Here is an 18,143-nt window from a genome sequence, read left to right as displayed (position 1 = left end):
GGATTAAGCCTCCTGCTCTTCAGCCGACTTTTTGGTTGGCTTACGGAAACGGTAACGACGGTCACTGATAGCAATAGCGCCACCAATCGACATGATCAAAGAGCCTGCCCAGATCCAACGTACAAATGGTTTGTAGTAGATACGTACAGCCCAAGATTTGTTGTCGTCTAAACGTTCACCCATCGCGATGTAAAGATCGCGCGTTACACCACGGTCAATCGCTGCTTCCGTCATCATAGACTTAGCGGTGGTGTAGAAACGTTTTTCAGCGTGAAGCGTGTTGATGTATTTGCCTTCTTTAGTAATTTCAAAGTCAGCAATGTAACCATCGTAGTTAGGACCATCTTTGTCACGAACCCCTGTAAACAGGAAGCTGTATTCTTCAAGCTGGTAGCTTTCACCAGGTGCCAGACGAACATCGCGTTCGATGCTGTAGTTTTGCACCATCGCGATACCAATCACTGTCACAGCTAAACCGATGTGACCACACACCATCGCCCAGTGACTACGAGGCAACTTAGTTAGACCTTTCATAAACGTATGACGGTGAGTCGCACGTTCATGCAGCTCAAAGCCGTGCATGAAGATGATCCAGAATGCCATTACCCAGCCAGCAAACGCAGTACCACTGAAGCGGTCAGCCAATAGAGCAACCATTAGCGCACTCAAGCCCAGTGAGAATGCACCTGAAATCAGCATTGGTTTAACAAGCTTAGACAGGTTGTCACGTTTCCAGCGGATCAGAGGACCGATACCAAGCAAGAACGAGAACGGAATCATTAACCAAAAGAACAGCATGTCAAAGAATGGAGCACCGATAGATACCGATCCCAAGCCTAACTGTTTATGAACTAGTGGTAATAACGTACCTACTAACACAACCACTAGGGCTGCAATCAATAAGATGTTGTTGCCAAGCAGTGCGTTTTCACGAGAAACCAGATCGAAGTTACCACGAACACGAACCGATGCGCCTTTAACAGCAAACAACAGCAGTGAACCACCGATAACGAAGACTAGGAAACCTAGGATAAACATACCGCGAGCAGGATCCGACGCAAACGCGTGAACCGATACCAAGATGCCTGAACGAACTAAGAATGTACCTAGTAAGCTTAGCGAGAATGCAGAGATAGCCAGCAATACTGTCCAAGCTTTAAATGTGCCACGCTTTTCTGTTACCGCTAGTGAGTGCATCAGCGCAGTACCAGCCAACCAAGGCATGAATGAAGCGTTTTCTACTGGATCCCAGAACCACCAGCCACCCCAGCCAAGTTCGTAGTAAGCCCACCAAGAGCCTAGTGCGATACCTACTGTTAGGAATAACCAAGCTGCGATTGTCCAAGGACGAGACCAACGAGCCCATGCCGTATCTAAACGACCACTCATTAGAGAAGCGATGGCGAAAGAGAACGCTACCGAGAAACCTACATAACCCATGTAAAGCATTGGCGGGTGAATAATCAAACCCGGGTCTTGCAGTAGTGGGTTCAAGTCGCGGCCATCTACAGGGAAGAAAGGCAATGTACGTAGGAACGGGTTAGACGTTACGATAATGAACAGCAAGAAGCCGACAGTAATCAAACCCATGATAGCCAGTACGCGAGCCACAGACTCTTGAGGCATACCACGGCTAAACGTCGCTACTGCAACTGTCCAACCCGCTTGGATAAGAACCCAAAGCAGTAATGAACCTTCGTGAGCGCCCCAAACCGCCGTAATTCGGTAGTACCAAGGCAGTTGGCTATTCGAGTTACTTGCTACGTATTGAATCGTAAAATCATTGGTGTAGAACGCGTAACACAAGATAAAGAACGAAATCGCTAAGAATCCGAACATACCCCACGACAACGGTCGTGCGCTGTTCATCAATAATGTGTTATTTCGAGCGGCTCCATACAATGGGAGCACGCTTAGCAGCAATGCAAGTCCCAAGGACAGGATCATCGCAAAATGGCCGATCTCGGCTATCATTGAGCATTTCCTTCTTTTTGTTCAGTCGTGTATTGCAAAGGCTCATGGGTTTTCTTCATTGCTTCCGCAACTTCAGAAGGCATGTACTCTTCATCGTGCTTTGCCAACACCTCAAACGCTTCGATTGTCGTTGCATTTTTAAGCACACCCTGAGCAACAATACCTTGGCCTTCACGGAAAAGATCAGGAAGGATGCCATCGTATAGAATCGTTACTTTAGGGCCTACATCTTGCAAATCAAAGCTTACACGTAGTGATTCATTGTCACGGCTTACAGAGCCGACTACGACCATGCCACCAATACGTAGGCGTTGACCAACTTCAGGTTTTTTACCATCTTTGCCGTTGACCAGCTCAGTTGGTGTGTAGAACAGATCCATGTTCTGGTTAAGTGCGTAAACCATCAATCCAACAGTCGCACTGATACCAAAAAAGATCGCTAAGACAATGCCCAGCCTCTTTTTACGTCTTGGGTTCATAGAGTGTTCTCCATATTTTTTGCTGCATCGATACGAGCCTGACGATCAATCTTAGCTTGTACTTCATTAAGTAATTGCTTACCACGACGAACGCTTACGACCAGTAAAATGATCATCGCGAGAAATGTGATTCCAAATGCACTCCATACATATGAGGCGTAGCCCCCCATGGCAAAGAAATCACTCAAAGATTCAAAATACATAATTACCTACCCTACTACGCTTTTTCGGCCGCAAGCTTGCGAACCCATGGACGGTGACTCTCTTTACTGATGATTTCGTTACGGAAACGAACCATAGTCACAGCACCAAAGAAAAAGGCGAAGCCGAAGATGTTAAGAAGAAGCGGCCATAGCATGTCACTTGATATAGAAGGCTTGTCGAATTTAGTGATCGTCGCGCCTTGGTGAAGTGTGTTCCACCACTCTACTGAAAAGTGAATGATAGGTAGGTTGATGACACCAACGATTGCCAAAATGCCTGCTGCTTTAGCGGCTGTTTTTTGGTCATCAAATGCGTGGTGAAGTGCAATCACACCCAAGTATAAGAATAGAAGAATCAGCTCTGAGGTTAAACGTGCATCCCAAACCCACCAAGCACCCCACATTGGTTTACCCCAAACCGCACCGGTTAGCAGTGCAATGAAGGTAAATACAGCACCAATCGGCGCCATCGCCAATGCGGCCATATCAGATAGTCTCACCTGCCATACCAAACCGATAAAGGCAGCAATCGCCATCGACATGTAAACGCCCATCGACCAGATGGCAGACGGAACATGGATGTAGATGATTCGGAAACTATCACCTTGTTGGTAATCTGAAGGCGCAAATGCAAGCCCCCACACGGTACCGACGGATAGACACAATAGCGCTAGGATCGAAAACCATGGCAAAAGTTTACCAGCAAGCTGATAAGAGGTTTCTGCTTTGGCATAGGGATGGAGCCATTTCCACATGTTGTAATCTCACTCTTACTTCATATTGCTTACAGCTATTAAAGCTATAATTATAATAATTTTATTTGTCTTGCTTTCAGTTTTACTGACTCTATGAGTCCAATCGACACGTTTGGTTCACATTAGCTATACGATAACGGAACCCTTATCAGTTCACACTCACTCTAAGTGCGGCACTGATCGCAAAAGGTGTCAGAGTCATCGCCCCCATTAACATCGCCCCAAGCACCGCCAACTGACCGTTGTATGCAACGCCCAATGCCGCAGCGTCAATAGCTGACGTCGCGAAAATCAAAATGGGGATGTAAAGCGGCAGAATTAACAGGCTTAATAGGACTCCGCCCTTCTGTAACCCAACGGTCAACGCAACACCAATCGCACCAATAAAGCTCAATGCGGGTGTACCTACCAGCAAGGTCAACACAACTGAGAGCCATGTATCAAAATCTAAAGACAACAAAACAGCTAACAATGGGCTGATTAAAATCAATGGTAACCCGGTCAACAACCAGTGTGCTATGACCTTGGACAAGACTACCAACTGCAACGGGATGGGCATCAGCATCATCTGCTCAAGGGCACCATCTTGAAAATCATCGCGGAAAAGGCGCTCTAAAGAGAGCAATGCCGAGAGCAAAGCGGCCACCCAAACAATACCCGCAGCAATACGTGCAAGTAGGTTTGGCTCAGGGCCGATACTTAAAGGGAAAAGCGTGATAACAATGATGAAGAACCACAGAGGGTTAAAGATATCCGCTTGACGTCGGAATGCGATAAGCAGCTCACGTCGGATAATCGTGGTCATAGAAGAGATCATATTACTCACCCAACTTTATTTTTCTTAGTTTCGGGCTATCAGCAAACATATCTTGGTGCGTGGTTAATAACACAATGCCACCGTTGTCTGCATGCTGAGAAAAAAGAGATTCGAGAACTTTCACGCCCTGCTTATCAATCGCAGTCAGCGGTTCATCGAGAATCCACAACATTTGCTTACTCAACCAAAGACGAGCCAATGCGACTCGGCGCTGTTGCCCCGCTGAAAGTTGCCCCGCAGGTACGTCTTCTCTGCCCGCAAGCCCGACTTGAGCCAACGCGTGGTAAAGCTCTTCTTTGCTCGTACCACCACTGTGAATCGACTGATAGAAACTCAGGTTCTCATAGGCACTTAGCTCGCGCTTCACACCAGTTTGGTGACCAAGAAAAAGCAAATTTTGATGATACACGTCTCGACTCGATTCGATAGACTCACCATCCCAAGAGATAGTGCCGTCATCGCGATCACCTAAGCCAGTAATAATCCTAAGGAGTGTCGTTTTCCCGGTACCGTTACGACCTTCAACCTGAACCAGTTCACGTGGTTTCAATTGAAAAGACAACGATTCAAATAGAACCCTGTCGTCACGAATAGCAGTTAAATTTGAGACTTCTAGCATAGGTAAATTTAGTCGAGTAATGAGAGGGCTATAGTAGCACACCAACATGGTGACAAAACAGGACTAGGCGTTTTCGATAGAACAAAGTCGGTAAGAAACTGTTACCACCGCATCACAATTTACACATTTTCATCAACAAACAAGATATTGCCTTAGATACAAGCACTTATAAACATCGTTCTATATAGATAGAACAGGCATAAAAAAAGAAGCCGAAGCTTCTTTTAAAAGGAATACGTAATAAACATCAATTGTTCAATACGAATTAAGCGCTCAATTTAACGACGTCGAGACGGGTCTCTGCGATCGCGAGAGGCATCGGGTTGATCATCGTACGATGAAGGGTTACTTCTCAACGAAGGGATTTTCTCCTTACCCGCGAGCTTATTCTGTAGAGACATCATTAGCTCAGCTTCCGCTTTAGGTAGTTCACACTCTTCAATCAGTTCGTTTATCCCGGCACCAAGCTGAACCATTTTCGTTGCACGTGTGTACAAGCGGCCATCAGTGTCAGCATGTTCCAACTCAACAATACGCTCATTCAAGTGCTTTATCAGATCTTGCTGTTCAGTTACTTTTTGGCCCAGGCCAACCACAACCGAGCGAACCTCAAGTAATTGCTTACTCGATTTTTGAAGCTCTTTGTCCAAATTACGAACTTGCAGACGTGACTGATCGAGCTGCTTTTGAATCGCACGTTTTACTTTGCTAATCAAAATCACGATGAATAACGTAAAAACCCCTACTCCTGCAATCAGAGCAACAGGGGTTAAAGGAAGCGCTTCAAACATTACAGGTGAGCCATCTCATCCCATTCGTCTTCGCTTAGTAGTTTGTTTAGATCTACTAAGATAAGCAGCTTGCCATCACGGTTACTGACACCTTGAATGAACTTAGCACTTTCGTCAGTGCCAACACTTGGCGTTGTGTCGATTTCAGAAGAACGTAGGTAAACCACTTCAGCAACGCTATCTACTAGAATGCCAATAACTTGACGCTCAGATTCAATAACGATGATACGAGTGTTATCTGTGATTTCACCTTGCATCAAACCAAAGCGAGAACGAGTGTCGATAACAGTAACAACATTACCACGCAGGTTGATAATACCTAGAACGTAGTCTGGAGCACCCGGTACCGGAGCAATTTCACTGTAACGCAGTACTTCACGTACTTGCATTACATTGATGCCGTAAGTTTCTTCTTCTAGCTGGAATGTCACCCATTGAAGTACTTCATCATTGGTTGGATCTTTTCTTACTTCAACTTCACTCATATGAGACATAGATAATCCTCTTGCCGTCGTTACCGACCACTATTATTAACTTGACGCTTATTGTTAGCCTAATGCTTATGACTAGCTTAATGCTTTTACATCTAGCCCTGCGTTTAGCATGGCGATTAATGCTTCAACATGGATCAAAGCACACATTTTTTCTTTTACCATACCAGCGAGCCATGGGCGTTTCCCTGCCATTTCTCGCCAACGTACTTTATCTGTATTAAGTAGCTCGGTGCCTTTTAACTCGGTGCCCGCAAGCCCCCACAAGCTCTCTCCAAGCATCACTATATATTGATAGTTTTCTTTGTATTCGTCACCCGATAGTTTCTCAGACATCACCCATTTTGCGGTGTCGACCACATCTAGCTGACTATCACGGTTGGTTTGTAAACCTAAATACCAAGCTGGCTTACCAATGATATGACTTAACTCTTCAAGGCGATGGATGCCGCCAAGCTCATCAAGTGGCACCGCAAAGGTCACGCCGTTTACATCAAAATACAAAACTTGAAAGTCTTCTGTGCGAACCGTACTTTCCCAAGAGGTAAACTGTTCAGCACCTCCTGCTTGAGTTTCAGGTTCAATAACTGTCTCGGGCTCAGGGACGTCAAGTTCAGGTTCAGGTTCAACAGCCTTAACTTCTACTTGTTCCATCTCCAGCGATTCAGCTTGTAACTCTTCAAATTGCTGCGTTTCAACCGGTGGCTCTGCAGCAATTGATAAATCAGGTTGTGGAAGACTCCAATCTTGAATTTCTGGCTCTTCAAACACCTGAACAGATTCAACCGCGGCATCAAACATTTGCATATCTGCTTGCTGGGCGATTTTCTGGGTGTTCTGATCCATCAACTCATCAAGGTTCAGTTCATCAACAACATTGGTCGCCTCTAAACGACTCAGTAGTTTCTGAACATCCTCAAGGTTAGGAACCTCAAACTCAGCCGCGCGTATTTCTGCGTAGCTTGAGTGGTGACTCGAAAATTGGCGCTCTGGCTCTGGCTCTGGCTCTGGCTCTGGCTCTGGCTCTGGCTCTGGCTCTGGCTCTGGCTCTGGCTCTGGCTCTGGCTCTGGCTCTGGCTCTGGCTCTGGCTCTGGCTCTGGCTCTGGCTCTGGCTCTTCAGATTGTGATTCGTCGCTCGACTCGTCAACAAAAAAATCATCAGATTCAAAGCTTTCATCGCCTAATAACGCAGTAAAGTAATCATCCAGTGCTTGTTCACTGGAGAGACTTGGCTGCGCCAATACTGATTCTTTATTCGCGCTCATTTATCGCCAACCTTTCGAGATAAATAAGCAACTGTTTATAAGCAAATACACCACGGCTACCCGATGCAAAATGAGATGCTGGTAGGCGTTTTAGGCTCGCATCTCGAAACTTAGTATCTATCGGCACAGCAGACGTCCAAACTTGGTTTGGATAATCATCTTTGAGCTGCGTTAATGTTTGCAGTGAGGCTTTGGTTCGCTTGTCGTACATCGTCGGGACAATCGTCACCTTAAACGGCGTTTTGCGAGACTTCTGCATGATGGTCAAAGTGCGAATCATGCGCTCTAAGCCCTTCATCGCCAAAAACTCAGTCTGTACCGGAATCAAAATACGATCACTAGCAGCCAATGCATTGACCATCATCACCCCCAGAATTGGCGGACAATCGATCAACACATAGTCATAGTCACCTTTCAAAGCGGCCAAAGCGCGCTTCAAGATCAACCCCATGCCGCTTCGATTTCCCATTACACGGTCTAATGTGGCCAAAGACATGTGCGCAGGAATAATATCGATACCTTCAACTTCCGTTTGTAAAAGCAAAGGTCTTACTGTCTGCGCGTTAAACTCACGCAACTGAAACAAATCAAACAGGCTCGATTCCACCGTATCTGAGTCGTAACCCAGATAGGTGGTCAGTGATGCATGTGGGTCAGTATCAACCAACAGAACACGGTGCCCCTTCAACGCAAGTAAACCTGCTAGAGTCACGGTCGTGGTCGTTTTACCAACACCACCTTTTTGGTTTGCAACACTCCAAACAATCATTTCGATTTACCTAAGCTAACCCAACTTCAACCAAAATCCTTTCCGCGATGCGGTCGAGAGGTAGGTCTTCAGTAGAAATGCCAGCTTTTGCTACAGCTTGAGGCATACCATATACAACACAACTATCTTCGTCTTGTGCCCAAATCGTCGAGCCCGCGGTTTTCAACATACGCGAACCTTCTCGACCATCTGCGCCCATACCGGTCAGTATCATAGACAACACTTTGTCACCGTAGATCTTCGCTGCAGAGCCAAATGTGACATCTACACAAGGCTTGTAATTCATTCGGTCGCCGCCATCGATAATTCTTAGACGTGCAGAGCCTGCGCGGCCATCAACCATCATCTGTTTACCACCCGGAGCAAGATACGCCACTCCTGGTTTCAACACATCACCGTCTTGCGCTTCACGGACTTCAATCTTACACAAGGTGTTCAATCGACTAGCAAAAGCAGCTGTGAATGTTGCTGGCATATGCTGAACTAACACAATCGGATGTGGATAGTTAGCAGGGATGCGCGTCAAAATCTTCTGTAGCGCAACCGGGCCACCAGTCGACGTACCAATTGCCGTTAATTGATATTTCTTACCTGACGCTCTGAATTTTGCCGTTGATGCAACCGCTGGCTTCGCTGTCGAAGTCGCAGCTGCTGTTGAAATCGGTTGGCGTAATGGCGTAGATGTTGAAGTCGTTGCTGTCGCTCTCGGTGCAATAGGAGCACGACGCATAAACGCACGCTTTGCAGCAATCTGAATCACACGCTGTTGAAGCAATGCAACCGCATCATCGCGGTTACGTGCGATGTCTTCAAACTTCTTAGGTAGGAAGTCGAGAGCACCTGCATCTAATGCATCTAACGTTGCTCTCGCTCCATCATGCGTTAACGATGAAAACATCAAAATAGGCGTTGGAGACGCGGCCATGATCTCACGAACGGCAGTGATGCCGTCCATGACAGGCATTTCAATGTCCATCGTGATTACGTCAGGTCTTAGCTGTTTCGCTTTCTCAACGGCTTCTTTACCGTTTACTGCTACATCAATGACTTCTAGGCGAGCCTCTGAGTTGATGATCTCGCTAACGCGACGACGAAAGAAACTCGAATCATCAACGACTAATACTTTAATCGCCATATTTATCCTTAAATTAAATTCTTGACGCAGCTGCGTACTGCTTCAACAAGTCCGGCACATCTAGAATCAATGCAATGTGTCCGTCACTTGTAATTGTCGCGCCTGCCATTCCTGGCGTGCCTTGCAGAAGCTTATCAAGTGGCTTGATCACGACTTCTTCTTGACCGATAAGCGTATCGACAACAAAACCAACTCGTTGGCTACCAAGTTGTACGATAACAACATGGCCGTGCCCTTTACGCAGTTCAACAATACCCGCTTTAGGAGCAAGCCAGTTTTGCAAGTAGAACAACGGAATAGACTTATCGCGAACGATGATCGTTAGCTGACCATCAACCACGTTTGTGCGGCTTAAGTCTAGGTGGAAGATCTCGTTAACCGATGCCAATGGCAATGCAAATGGGTGACCCGCAACACCGACCATCAAGGTTGGTAGAATCGCTAAGGTTAGTGGAACCTTGATGGTGATCTTGGTGCCTTGTCCCATTTCTGAATCAATATCAATAGAGCCGTTCAGTGTGTTGATCGCCGTTTTCACAACGTCCATACCTACACCACGACCAGAGATATCCGAGATCTGCTCTTTGCTTGAGAAGCCAGGAGCAAAAATCAGGTTGAAACACTCTTTATTTGATAAGCGAGACGCTGCATCTTCATCCATCAGGCCACGTTTGACCGCAATAGCACGAAGCTTATCAGGGTCCATACCGCCACCGTCATCAACGATAGCCAGCTCAATGTGATCACCTTCTTGAGAGGCAGATAGAATCACTTTACCCGTTTGTGATTTACCCGCAGCAACACGGTCGTTCGGCATTTCGATACCATGGTCGACAGAGTTTCTCACCAAGTGAATCAGAGGATCAGCAAGTGCTTCTACCAAGTTTTTATCAAGGTCAGTTTCTTCGCCACGCATTTCAAGAACGATGTCTTTCTTCAAGCTACGCGCAAGGTCACGGACAACTCGTGGGAAGCGACCAAATACTTTCTTGATCGGCTGCATACGAGTCTTCATTACCGCGCCTTGTAGGTCTGCAGTAACAACATCTAAGTTAGAGACAGCTTTCGACATTTCTTCGTCATTGCTGTTTAGGCCAAGACTGACAAGTCGGTTACGCACCAATACCAGTTCACCCACCATGTTCATGATGGTATCCAGTGTTGATGTATCGACACGAACTGTAGCTTCAGCTTGCTGCTTCTTCGCTGGCGCTTTAACTTCAGTTTTTGCTGGAGCACTAGGTTTCGGTTCTTCTTTAACCACAACCGGAGCAGCAGGCTTAGGCGCAGCTTGTGGTGCAACTGCCGCAGACTTCACTTCTGCAGGCTTAGTCGCAGCATCGAGCTCTTCAATCGAAGGTCCGTTACCTGAACCATGCAATTGGTCCAGTAACTTCTCGAACTCTTCGTCAGTCATCAGGTCATCGCCTTCAGACATCGCCGAAACAGGTGCTGCCGGAGGCGCTGGCGGTGGAGGAGGCGTTGAACTTGCCGCTGTCGGGCTGTTACCCGCGCCGTGCAATTCATCCAACAACTTCTCAAATTCGTCATCAGTAATATCACCACTGTCAGCAACAGGCTGAGGTGCAACTGGTGCTGGCGGCGGTGTGGGTGCAGAAGGTGCTGTTGGTGAACCACCTTTACCGTGAAGTTCATCAAGCAGGCGCTCAAACTCGTCTTCAGAGATATCATCCACAGATGAGGCACTGATGCTTGAGCTTTCGACAACCGGTTCAGGGGCTGTAACGACAGGCTCTGGGATAACAGGTGCTGGCGCTTCTACTGGTGCAACTTCATCCGCTGATTCTGGTTTGCAGAGGCGGTGAAGTTCATCCAATAAAGCTTGGTCTGCTGGTACTAAAGGTTCCTGATCTTGCACGGCTTGGAACTGTGTATTAACAGTATCTAACGCCTGCAGCATAGTATCCATCAAGCCTGATGTTACGCTGCGCTGACCGTTTCGTAGAATGTCGAACACATTCTCGGCACCATGACAAGTATCCACCAGCTCAGTTAATGCTAAGAAACCAGCACCACCTTTTACTGTATGGAAACCACGGAAAATAGCATTTAATAGGTCTTTGTCGTCAGGGTTATTCTCAAGCTCTACCAGTTGCTCTGATAGAAGTTCAAGGATCTCTCCTGCTTCGACTAAAAAGTCCTGAAGAATATCTTCGTCTAAATCGTAGCTCATACGTTACCTTTAAAATCCAAGACTGGATAACAAATCGTCGACTTCATCCTGAGAAGCAACAGCGTCTTCGCGCTCTTCTGGATTCATGATTGGCCCTTCTGGAGCAATCGATGCTTTCTTCTCTGATTTTGGAGTTGGCTCAGTCTGATTCGCACCAAATACGGTGAGAATCTCAACTAAGCGTCCTTCAACCTCATTCACCAAGGTAATAACTTTGCTAATTATCTGCCCAGTTAAATCTTGGAAATCCTGAGCCATCAAGATTTCAGTCAGTTGTCCACGTAGTTCGGTACTATCGCCCTCTACTTGGACAAGCAATCCATCAATGCGGTGACATAAAGCTTTAAATTGTGCCAGCTCAATGCGGCCATGCATCAGTTCATTCCATTGAGGCCTTACTTGAAGTAAACACTCGTGTAGGTTGTCTGCAATTGGCATACAGCGATCGACAGCGTCCATCGTCTTATTTGCCGCAACTTCCGTTTTATCAATGACATACTGAAGGCGATCCCTTGCATCGGGGATTTCGTCATTTGCGATAACGCTAATGCGCTCATCGAAATTAAATTGAGTCAAAGAGTCATGGAGGTCGCGAGTCAGACTTCCTATTTCTTGAAGCATTGGATTGTCTTGAAGACTAAAATTATCTTCATAAATGCTTCTAACAAGAGAATCAGCATCTTGCTGCTCATCGTTCTCAAGCAGCTCTACTAATTTTTTTGCTTGTTCTAATGAAATCATCCTGAGTTCGGCCTTACTCCGCATACTTTGTGCGCTTAGGCTATCGAGATAAACAGATAACTTATCAGTCAGCGTTTATCTAGAAGTACCTAAAACTTATTGATGCTTATAAGCGATCAAAAATCTTATCAAGTTTCTCTTTCAGCGTTGCAGCAGTGAAAGGCTTCACAATGTAACCATTAACACCCGCTTGCGCTGCTTCGATGATCTGCTCACGCTTCGCTTCTGCTGTGATCATAAGCACTGGAAGGTGCTTAAGTTCTGCATCTGCGCGAATGTGTTTAAGCAAGTCAATACCTTGCATGCCTGGCATGTTCCAGTCAGTTACCACGAAATCAAATTCGCCTTTTTTCAGCATAGGTAACGCGGTCAAGCCATCGTCTGCTTCTTGAGTGTTGTTGAAACCTAAATCGCGAAGTAGGTTTTTAACAATTCGGCGCATCGTTGAAAAATCATCAACAATGAGAATTTTCATGTTTTTGTTCAAATTAGCCTCCACTGAATAGGATCAGTGTTGTTAGTCGTTCTGTGTCCAAGCACTTAACTTAGTGCGTAAACGCTGCATAGATTGGCTCAGTATTTGGCTGACACGAGATTCGCTGACACCTAGCACTTCCCCAATCTCTTTTAAATTGAGTTCTTCGTCGTAATAAAGCGAAAGCACAAGGCCTTCTCTTTCCGGAAGTTGTTTTATCGAGTCGATCAGAGCTTGGCGGAATGACTCATCAGCAACCCCTTGAAAAGGCGTGTTATCTTGAGAGTCTTCATTCGGAGATATTACATCATCTGAGACGCCTAAATCTTCGATCCCAACCAGTCTTGAGCAATTAATATCAGTTAAAGCACTGTGGTACTGCTCCAAAGTGAGTCCCATATGTTTTGCCACTTCGGCATCACTCGGGTCGCGGTTGAGGATACCCTCTAATTCCGCGATTGCACTGCTGATTTCTCGATTGTTTTTATGAACCGATCTCGGTACCCAGTCCCCGCGGCGAATGTCATCCAACATTGCCCCACGAATCCGAATACCAGCATACGTCTCAAAGCTTGCGCCTTTGGTACCATCATAGTTTTGTTGCGCTTCAATCAAGCCGATCATGCCAGCTTGAATTAAGTCATCAACCAATACATTAGGCGGTAATCGCCCCAACAAGTGATGAGCGATACGTTTAACCAACACAGAATACTTCTCAAAAAAAGCCTGTTGGCTATTGTGATTAGCATGTTGGTCGTAAGTAAGCGCTTTATTCACCAAATGGTTCCTCTATAAATTCAGTACGATTCAGCAGCCTTTCAACAAAGAACTCCAAGTGCCCACTTGGTGTTTTTGGTATTGGCCAGGTCAATGCTTTATTAGCCAAAGAGCTGATTGCCAACGCAGCTGGAGAGCGAGGATACGCATCTACTACGATCTTCTGTCTCTTGACTGATTGACGTACTTTATCATCTAAAGGAATACATGCTACGAGTTCGAGGCTCACATTCAAGAAGCGCTCTGTGACCAAAGTCAACTTTGCAAATAATTCTCGGCCTTCTCGGTAGCTTCTGACCATATTTGCAACAACTTTGAATCGCTGAACTTGGTGCTCTCTGCTCAAAAGCTTAATCAAAGCATATGCATCTGTGATTGAGGTAGGTTCATCACATACCACAACAACCACGTCTTGCGCCGCTCTTGAGAAACTGATCACCATGTCCGAAATTCCGGCAGCGGTATCAACCAACAAGATATCCATCTCGTCTTCAAGCGAACCAAATGCGCGAATCAAACCAGCATGCTGTGCGTGTGAAAGTTCAGTCATGCTTTGTGTGCCCGATGTCGCTGGAATAATTTTAATTCCGTGCGGCCCTTCGACAATCGCATCCTTAAGTTCACATTCGCCAGCCAACACATGCCCTAGGTTTCGTTTAGAACGAATACCCAGCATGATATCGACGTTAGCTAGCCCTAAATCGGCATCTAACACCATGACTTTTTTGCCTTGGCGCGCCATGCAAATAGCCATACCTAACGTCACATTGGATTTACCAACGCCTCCCTTACCACCGGTGACAGCGATAACTTTTGTGAGTGAAGGCTTGGTTAAGCGACGGAGGCCGCTAGCTTGATCATGTATCATATTTTCATTCATATTTATCCGCCGCCTAGAGCCCTTCAGAATCGCTATTCCAGTAATGAGGTTCATTCTCTGTAGATTTTTCTAATAACTCATTAGCCTTAGCAATCATGTACTTTGGCTGAGCTATAACGATATCTTCAGGAACTCGTTGACCATTTGCTATGTAAGCAACTGGTAATGCATTTTGTATTACGACACTGATGAATTCACCAAGACTGAGGGATTCATCCAATTTAGTCATGATGCATCCCGACAACGGGATTCTTCTAAAGTGTTCAATTGTTTCTTGTAGCACTTTGCGTTGTGCAGTTGCTGGCAACACAAGGTAGCTATTGATAACGGAACCACTCTCTTGCATCAATGTGTCTAACTGCTCAGATAGGCGAACATCTCGTTGTCCCATGCCTGCAGTATCGACCAGAATCAGGCGACGATTACGTAACTGATATATTACATCGGCCAGTTCGCTAGAATCTTTAGCAACTCTTACAGGACAACCCATAATTCGACCATAGATCGATAACTGCTCATGTGCACCTATACGATATGTGTCAGTTGTCACTAGTGCGACGTTATCTGCGCCATATTCCATGGCAGCACGTGCAGCTAGCTTTGCAACAGTTGTCGTTTTACCCACACCGGTTGGGCCAAGTAGAGCCACAATACCGCCGCGTTTTAAAATATCTTTCTGAGTGACAGAGATTTGGTCAGCAACCAGTGCTAACAAAGCCTTCCATGCACGCGCTGGTTTGGTATCTTCAGGAATGTAACAAGCCATCTGATCGGCCAGCTCTGCAGAAACACCCATACGCTCAAGGCGCTTAATAAGCATCGCTCTGAGCGGTTCACGACGCTCAACTTCTTGCCACATTAATCCAGATACTTGATGTTCTAACAGACGACGAATTGAGGTCATCTCTTCGCGCATCGTTTCCATTTCAGAATCAGAGCCTTTCGAGTGAGTGTTCTCACGACCGCGATCATAACGAGTAGGATCCAAGCGAGGTGCCGGACGCTCGACTCTGCGGTCTTCAGCAATCAACTTAGACAAACCTGTTTCACGAGCAAATGCTGAATCAAGATTGCCGTGAGACTGTTGGTTACCGTGAGACTGCTGATGGCCATGAGACTGCAGATTGCTTTGAGTCTGATGACTATGAGGGTTATGACCCGTGCTTGATTGGCGATTAAGCAATGCTGACAATGAATCTTCATTTTCAGCACGATGTTGTGGTTCATCCTCGGCGCCATGACTGTATTGTTTTAGCATATTCGCAAAGCGCTTAGTCATTGAGCGTCCACCTTCAGCATTCGACTGCAGGCTAACCTTGTCATCGTCTAGTTGACGTCGCCCTGCAGGAGCTGCGGGCGCGGCCATTTGCGTATATTGGCTTTGTGCAGGCTGCTGAGGTTTATTTAGTCTCTGGCTTGCTGTTGAAGGGCTAGATTCGCCATCAATAGCGGCAACAATTTCCACGCCACCTGCGACCTTTTTGTTAGACATGATCACCGCCTCTGAGCCAAGTTCTTCTTTAACTTGGAGCAGCGCCGTTCGCATATCTTTTGCAAAAAATCGTTTAATTTTCAATTCGATCGTCCGTTCTAATTAGGCGGCTTAATTACCAACAGCTTGTACTATACGTATCTGTTTTTCGTCCGGTATCTCTTGGTAAGACAAGACTCTCAAGCTTGGGATCGTGTTTTTCACGAACTTAGCCAGAGTCGAGCGTAACACACCAGAGGTCAGTAGCACCGCTGGTTCACCTTTCAGCTCCTGCTCTTGCGTAGCGTGGCTGAGGGAGGTCTGTAAACGTTCGGCTAAACCAGGTTCAATACCAGCAGATTCTCCGCCGGATGCCTGCATGGTTTGATGCAAGATTTGTTCCAGCTCAGGAATTAGGGTTATCACTGGCAACTCTGGCTCTATACCATTGATTTCTTGAACAATTAATCGTTTCAATGAGATACGAACCGCCGCAGTAAGTATGTCAGGTTCTTGACTCTTACCTGAATACTCCGACAAAGTTTGGACTATAGTTCGAATGTCACGAATTGGAATAGCTTCATTCAATAGGTTCTGTAGCACTTTCACAACCACACCCAACTGCAATTGATCCGGTACAAAACCTTCGACCAGCTTAGGTGTTGAGCGGCTAAGCATCTCAAGTAAGTTCTGAACTTCCTCGTGACCAATAAGCTGTGATGCGTTGTTGGTAAGCAGTTGGCTAAGATGTGTCGCCAATACTGTAGAAGAATCGACAACGGTATAACCTAGAGCTTGTGCGTGTTCACGCTGCTCTTCACGAATCCATACCGCTTCTAATCCAAATGCAGGGTCGATTGTCGGCTCACCATCGATCATACCGTACACTTGGCCCGGGTTGATCGCGAGCTCCATGTCAGGCTTGATCTCAGCTTCACCTACTGCGACACCCATCAGGGTAATTCGGTAGCTGTTTGGTGTCAGCTCTAGGTTATCGCGAATGTGTACCGCTGGGATCAAGAAACCAAAGTCTTGAGACAACTTCTTACGCACACCTTTAACGCGTTCAAGCAGTTCGCCCCCTTGGTCTCTGTCAACCAAAGGAATTAAACGGTAACCCACTTCTAAACCAATAATATCGACAGGTTGAACATCATCCCAAGAAAGCTCCTTCTGAGAGCCTACTTCTCCATTCGCTTCAACGGTTGCCGGAAGATTAGGTTCTTCCGCCTTCTTTTTGTTTTTCTTATCGATGTAATACGCACCCGCGCCCGCAATAACAGCAAGGCTCAAGAACGAGAAATGTGGCATACCCGGAACAATACCCATGATGCCAAGGATAGCGGCGGTGATCATCAAGGCTTTTGGATTGTCGAACATCTGGAAGACGAGCTGTTGCCCCATGTCTTCATCAGTATTTTGACGCGTTACCATCATTGCAGCTGCTATAGAAAGGAGCAGTGACGGGATTTGTGCAACCAGACCATCACCGATAGTCAGTAGCGTGTAGATTTCGATTGCTTCACCAAAACCAAGGTCAAACTGAGCCATACCAATGCTCAAACCGCCAATGATGTTGATGAACAAGATTAAGATACCAGCGATCGCATCGCCTTTAACAAACTTAGATGCACCGTCCATCGAACCGTAGAAGTCGGCTTCTTTGGTTACTTCAAAACGTCGCAGACGCGCCTGGTCTTGGTCGATCAAACCTGCGTTCAAGTCGGCATCGATTGCCATCTGTTTACCCGGTAACGCATCCAAAGTGAAACGCGCACTTACTTCCGAGATACGACCCGCACCTTTGGTAACAACCATGAAGTTGATGATCATCAGAATCAAGAACACCACTAGACCGACAGCGTAGTTACCACCGATAACCACGTTACCGAAGGCTTCGATCACGTTACCAGCAGCGTCACCACCTTCATGGCCATGGAGCAATACCACACGTGTTGAAGCAACGTTCAAGGCCAATCGAAGCAGAGTCGCAATAAGCAGCACGGTCGGGAATGCAGCGAAGTCTAAAGGCCTACGGGTATAAACCGAAACCAATAGCACAACCATAGACAGTGCAATATTAAAGGTGAAGAACATATCCAACAAGAAAGCTGGAATGGGCAACACCACCATAGCAAGCGTGGCAAGTACCATAACAGGCGCACCAATCGCAGGCATGGCACGGTTAGGGATTTTAGGTAGCTTGTCCGCAAAAGGCAGGGAGAATTTCATAAATCTAGACAGTTTCGCTATGTTGTAGCTCTCTGAAGAAGTGGATTAGATCTTAGTCAGGGCTGTTTTGCTAT

At 46.3% G+C, this 18,143-nt stretch carries 18 protein-coding genes; all 18 read right to left on the bottom strand.

All coding sequences use genetic code 11. The annotated features are described in order from the left end of the window. Positions 1 to 3 precede the first annotated feature (3 nt). Positions 4 to 1,974 (bottom strand): heme lyase CcmF/NrfE family subunit, encoded by a 1,971-nt coding sequence (locus OC193_RS04500; protein WP_048661502.1) that lies wholly within the window; start codon positions 1,972 to 1,974, stop codon positions 4 to 6. Then, on the bottom strand, positions 1,971 to 2,453 hold the full coding sequence (gene ccmE, locus OC193_RS04495; RefSeq protein WP_017064106.1) for a cytochrome c maturation protein CcmE: 483 nt from the start codon (positions 2,451 to 2,453) through the stop codon (positions 1,971 to 1,973). The genes OC193_RS04500 and ccmE overlap by 4 nt, the downstream gene beginning before the upstream one ends. Next, complete coding sequence (gene ccmD, locus OC193_RS04490; protein WP_009848525.1) at positions 2,450 to 2,656, bottom strand: heme exporter protein CcmD; 207 nt, start codon at positions 2,654 to 2,656, stop codon at positions 2,450 to 2,452. The genes ccmE and ccmD overlap by 4 nt, the downstream gene beginning before the upstream one ends. A 14-nt stretch (positions 2,657 to 2,670) precedes the next feature. Continuing rightward, on the bottom strand, positions 2,671 to 3,411 hold the full coding sequence (locus tag OC193_RS04485) for a heme ABC transporter permease (protein ID WP_017064107.1): 741 nt from the start codon (positions 3,409 to 3,411) through the stop codon (positions 2,671 to 2,673). Between the two features lie 148 nt (positions 3,412 to 3,559). Beyond that, positions 3,560 to 4,228 carry a heme exporter protein CcmB gene (ccmB, locus tag OC193_RS04480; protein ID WP_004736228.1) on the bottom strand — a complete coding sequence of 223 codons (669 nt, stop codon included), beginning with the start codon at positions 4,226 to 4,228 and terminating at the stop codon, positions 3,560 to 3,562. A 1-nt stretch (position 4,229) separates the two neighbouring features. Next, positions 4,230 to 4,847, bottom strand: coding sequence for a cytochrome c biogenesis heme-transporting ATPase CcmA (ccmA, locus tag OC193_RS04475; RefSeq protein ID WP_048664296.1), 618 nt, complete (start codon positions 4,845 to 4,847; stop codon positions 4,230 to 4,232). A 278-nt stretch (positions 4,848 to 5,125) separates the two neighbouring features. Continuing rightward, a complete protein-coding gene (locus OC193_RS04470; RefSeq protein ID WP_048664299.1) occupies positions 5,126 to 5,638 on the bottom strand; it encodes a DUF2802 domain-containing protein in 513 nt (170 codons plus the stop codon). Beyond that, positions 5,638 to 6,132 (bottom strand): chemotaxis protein CheW, encoded by a 495-nt coding sequence (locus OC193_RS04465; RefSeq protein WP_017056895.1) that lies wholly within the window; start codon positions 6,130 to 6,132, stop codon positions 5,638 to 5,640. The genes OC193_RS04470 and OC193_RS04465 overlap by 1 nt, the downstream gene beginning before the upstream one ends. Before the next feature lie 72 nt (positions 6,133 to 6,204). Continuing rightward, a complete protein-coding gene (locus tag OC193_RS04460; protein ID WP_261978730.1) occupies positions 6,205 to 7,395 on the bottom strand; it encodes a chemotaxis protein CheW in 1,191 nt (396 codons plus the stop codon). Beyond that, on the bottom strand, positions 7,382 to 8,164 hold the full coding sequence (locus OC193_RS04455) for a ParA family protein (RefSeq protein WP_048661505.1): 783 nt from the start codon (positions 8,162 to 8,164) through the stop codon (positions 7,382 to 7,384). Before OC193_RS04455 ends, OC193_RS04460 begins: the two co-directional genes overlap by 14 nt. Positions 8,165 to 8,174: 10 nt before the next feature. Beyond that, positions 8,175 to 9,299: a protein-glutamate methylesterase/protein-glutamine glutaminase gene (locus OC193_RS04450; RefSeq protein ID WP_048616090.1), complete on the bottom strand. Its 1,125-nt coding sequence runs from the start codon at positions 9,297 to 9,299 to the stop codon at positions 8,175 to 8,177. A 13-nt stretch (positions 9,300 to 9,312) separates the two neighbouring features. Continuing rightward, positions 9,313 to 11,493, bottom strand: a complete 2,181-nt coding sequence (locus OC193_RS04445) for a chemotaxis protein CheA (protein WP_048664304.1) — start codon at positions 11,491 to 11,493, stop codon at positions 9,313 to 9,315. 9 nt (positions 11,494 to 11,502) lie between these two features. Next, the gene (locus OC193_RS04440; RefSeq protein ID WP_048661507.1) at positions 11,503 to 12,234 is read right to left on the bottom strand and encodes a protein phosphatase CheZ; all 732 of its coding nucleotides are present in this window, start codon (positions 12,232 to 12,234) and stop codon (positions 11,503 to 11,505) included. A 106-nt stretch (positions 12,235 to 12,340) separates the two neighbouring features. Beyond that, entirely contained in the window at positions 12,341 to 12,709 is a 369-nt protein-coding gene (gene cheY, locus OC193_RS04435; RefSeq protein ID WP_016767062.1) for a chemotaxis response regulator CheY, read from the bottom strand. A gap of 42 nt (positions 12,710 to 12,751) precedes the next feature. After that, positions 12,752 to 13,486: an RNA polymerase sigma factor FliA gene (locus OC193_RS04430; protein WP_048661508.1), complete on the bottom strand. Its 735-nt coding sequence runs from the start codon at positions 13,484 to 13,486 to the stop codon at positions 12,752 to 12,754. Further along, positions 13,479 to 14,366, bottom strand: coding sequence for a MinD/ParA family protein (locus OC193_RS04425; protein ID WP_048661509.1), 888 nt, complete (start codon positions 14,364 to 14,366; stop codon positions 13,479 to 13,481). The genes OC193_RS04430 and OC193_RS04425 overlap by 8 nt, the downstream gene beginning before the upstream one ends. 13 nt (positions 14,367 to 14,379) lie before the next feature. Next, a complete protein-coding gene (gene flhF, locus OC193_RS04420) occupies positions 14,380 to 15,942 on the bottom strand; it encodes a flagellar biosynthesis protein FlhF (protein ID WP_048661510.1) in 1,563 nt (520 codons plus the stop codon). A gap of 27 nt (positions 15,943 to 15,969) precedes the next feature. Next, complete coding sequence (flhA, locus tag OC193_RS04415) at positions 15,970 to 18,069, bottom strand: flagellar biosynthesis protein FlhA (RefSeq protein WP_048664306.1); 2,100 nt, start codon at positions 18,067 to 18,069, stop codon at positions 15,970 to 15,972. Between the last annotated feature and the right edge of the window lie 74 nt (positions 18,070 to 18,143).

Source organism: Vibrio crassostreae (assembly GCF_024347415.1).
In the GTDB taxonomy this organism is placed as follows: Bacteria; Pseudomonadota; Gammaproteobacteria; order Enterobacterales; family Vibrionaceae; genus Vibrio; species Vibrio crassostreae.
The sequence above is the reverse complement of the archived record's forward strand: the minus strand, read 5'-3'. Positions and strand labels throughout refer to the sequence as shown.

Excerpts from the sequence above, each read along its gene's own strand:
- OC193_RS04460 (WP_261978730.1), bottom strand. The coding sequence starts at position 7,395 with ATGAGCGCGAATAAAGAATCAGTATTGGCGCAGCCAAGTCTCTCCAGT.
- OC193_RS04455 (WP_048661505.1), bottom strand. The coding sequence starts at position 8,164 with ATGATTGTTTGGAGTGTTGCAAACCAAAAAGGTGGTGTTGGTAAAACG.
- OC193_RS04465 (WP_017056895.1), bottom strand. The coding sequence starts at position 6,132 with ATGTCTCATATGAGTGAAGTTGAAGTAAGAAAAGATCCAACCAATGAT.
- ccmD (WP_009848525.1), bottom strand. The coding sequence starts at position 2,656 with ATGTATTTTGAATCTTTGAGTGATTTCTTTGCCATGGGGGGCTACGCC.
- OC193_RS04425 (WP_048661509.1), bottom strand. The coding sequence starts at position 14,366 with ATGAATGAAAATATGATACATGATCAAGCTAGCGGCCTCCGTCGCTTA.
- ccmE (WP_017064106.1), bottom strand. The coding sequence starts at position 2,453 with ATGAACCCAAGACGTAAAAAGAGGCTGGGCATTGTCTTAGCGATCTTT.
- OC193_RS04485 (WP_017064107.1), bottom strand. The coding sequence starts at position 3,411 with ATGTGGAAATGGCTCCATCCCTATGCCAAAGCAGAAACCTCTTATCAG.
- ccmA (WP_048664296.1), bottom strand. The coding sequence starts at position 4,847 with ATGCTAGAAGTCTCAAATTTAACTGCTATTCGTGACGACAGGGTTCTA.
- OC193_RS04470 (WP_048664299.1), bottom strand. The coding sequence starts at position 5,638 with ATGTTTGAAGCGCTTCCTTTAACCCCTGTTGCTCTGATTGCAGGAGTA.
- ccmB (WP_004736228.1), bottom strand. The coding sequence starts at position 4,228 with ATGATCTCTTCTATGACCACGATTATCCGACGTGAGCTGCTTATCGCA.
- flhA (WP_048664306.1), bottom strand. The coding sequence starts at position 18,069 with ATGAAATTCTCCCTGCCTTTTGCGGACAAGCTACCTAAAATCCCTAAC.
- OC193_RS04500 (WP_048661502.1), bottom strand. The coding sequence starts at position 1,974 with ATGATAGCCGAGATCGGCCATTTTGCGATGATCCTGTCCTTGGGACTT.
- OC193_RS04445 (WP_048664304.1), bottom strand. The coding sequence starts at position 11,493 with ATGAGCTACGATTTAGACGAAGATATTCTTCAGGACTTTTTAGTCGAA.
- OC193_RS04440 (WP_048661507.1), bottom strand. The coding sequence starts at position 12,234 with ATGATTTCATTAGAACAAGCAAAAAAATTAGTAGAGCTGCTTGAGAAC.
- cheY (WP_016767062.1), bottom strand. The coding sequence starts at position 12,709 with ATGAAAATTCTCATTGTTGATGATTTTTCAACGATGCGCCGAATTGTT.
- OC193_RS04450 (WP_048616090.1), bottom strand. The coding sequence starts at position 9,299 with ATGGCGATTAAAGTATTAGTCGTTGATGATTCGAGTTTCTTTCGTCGT.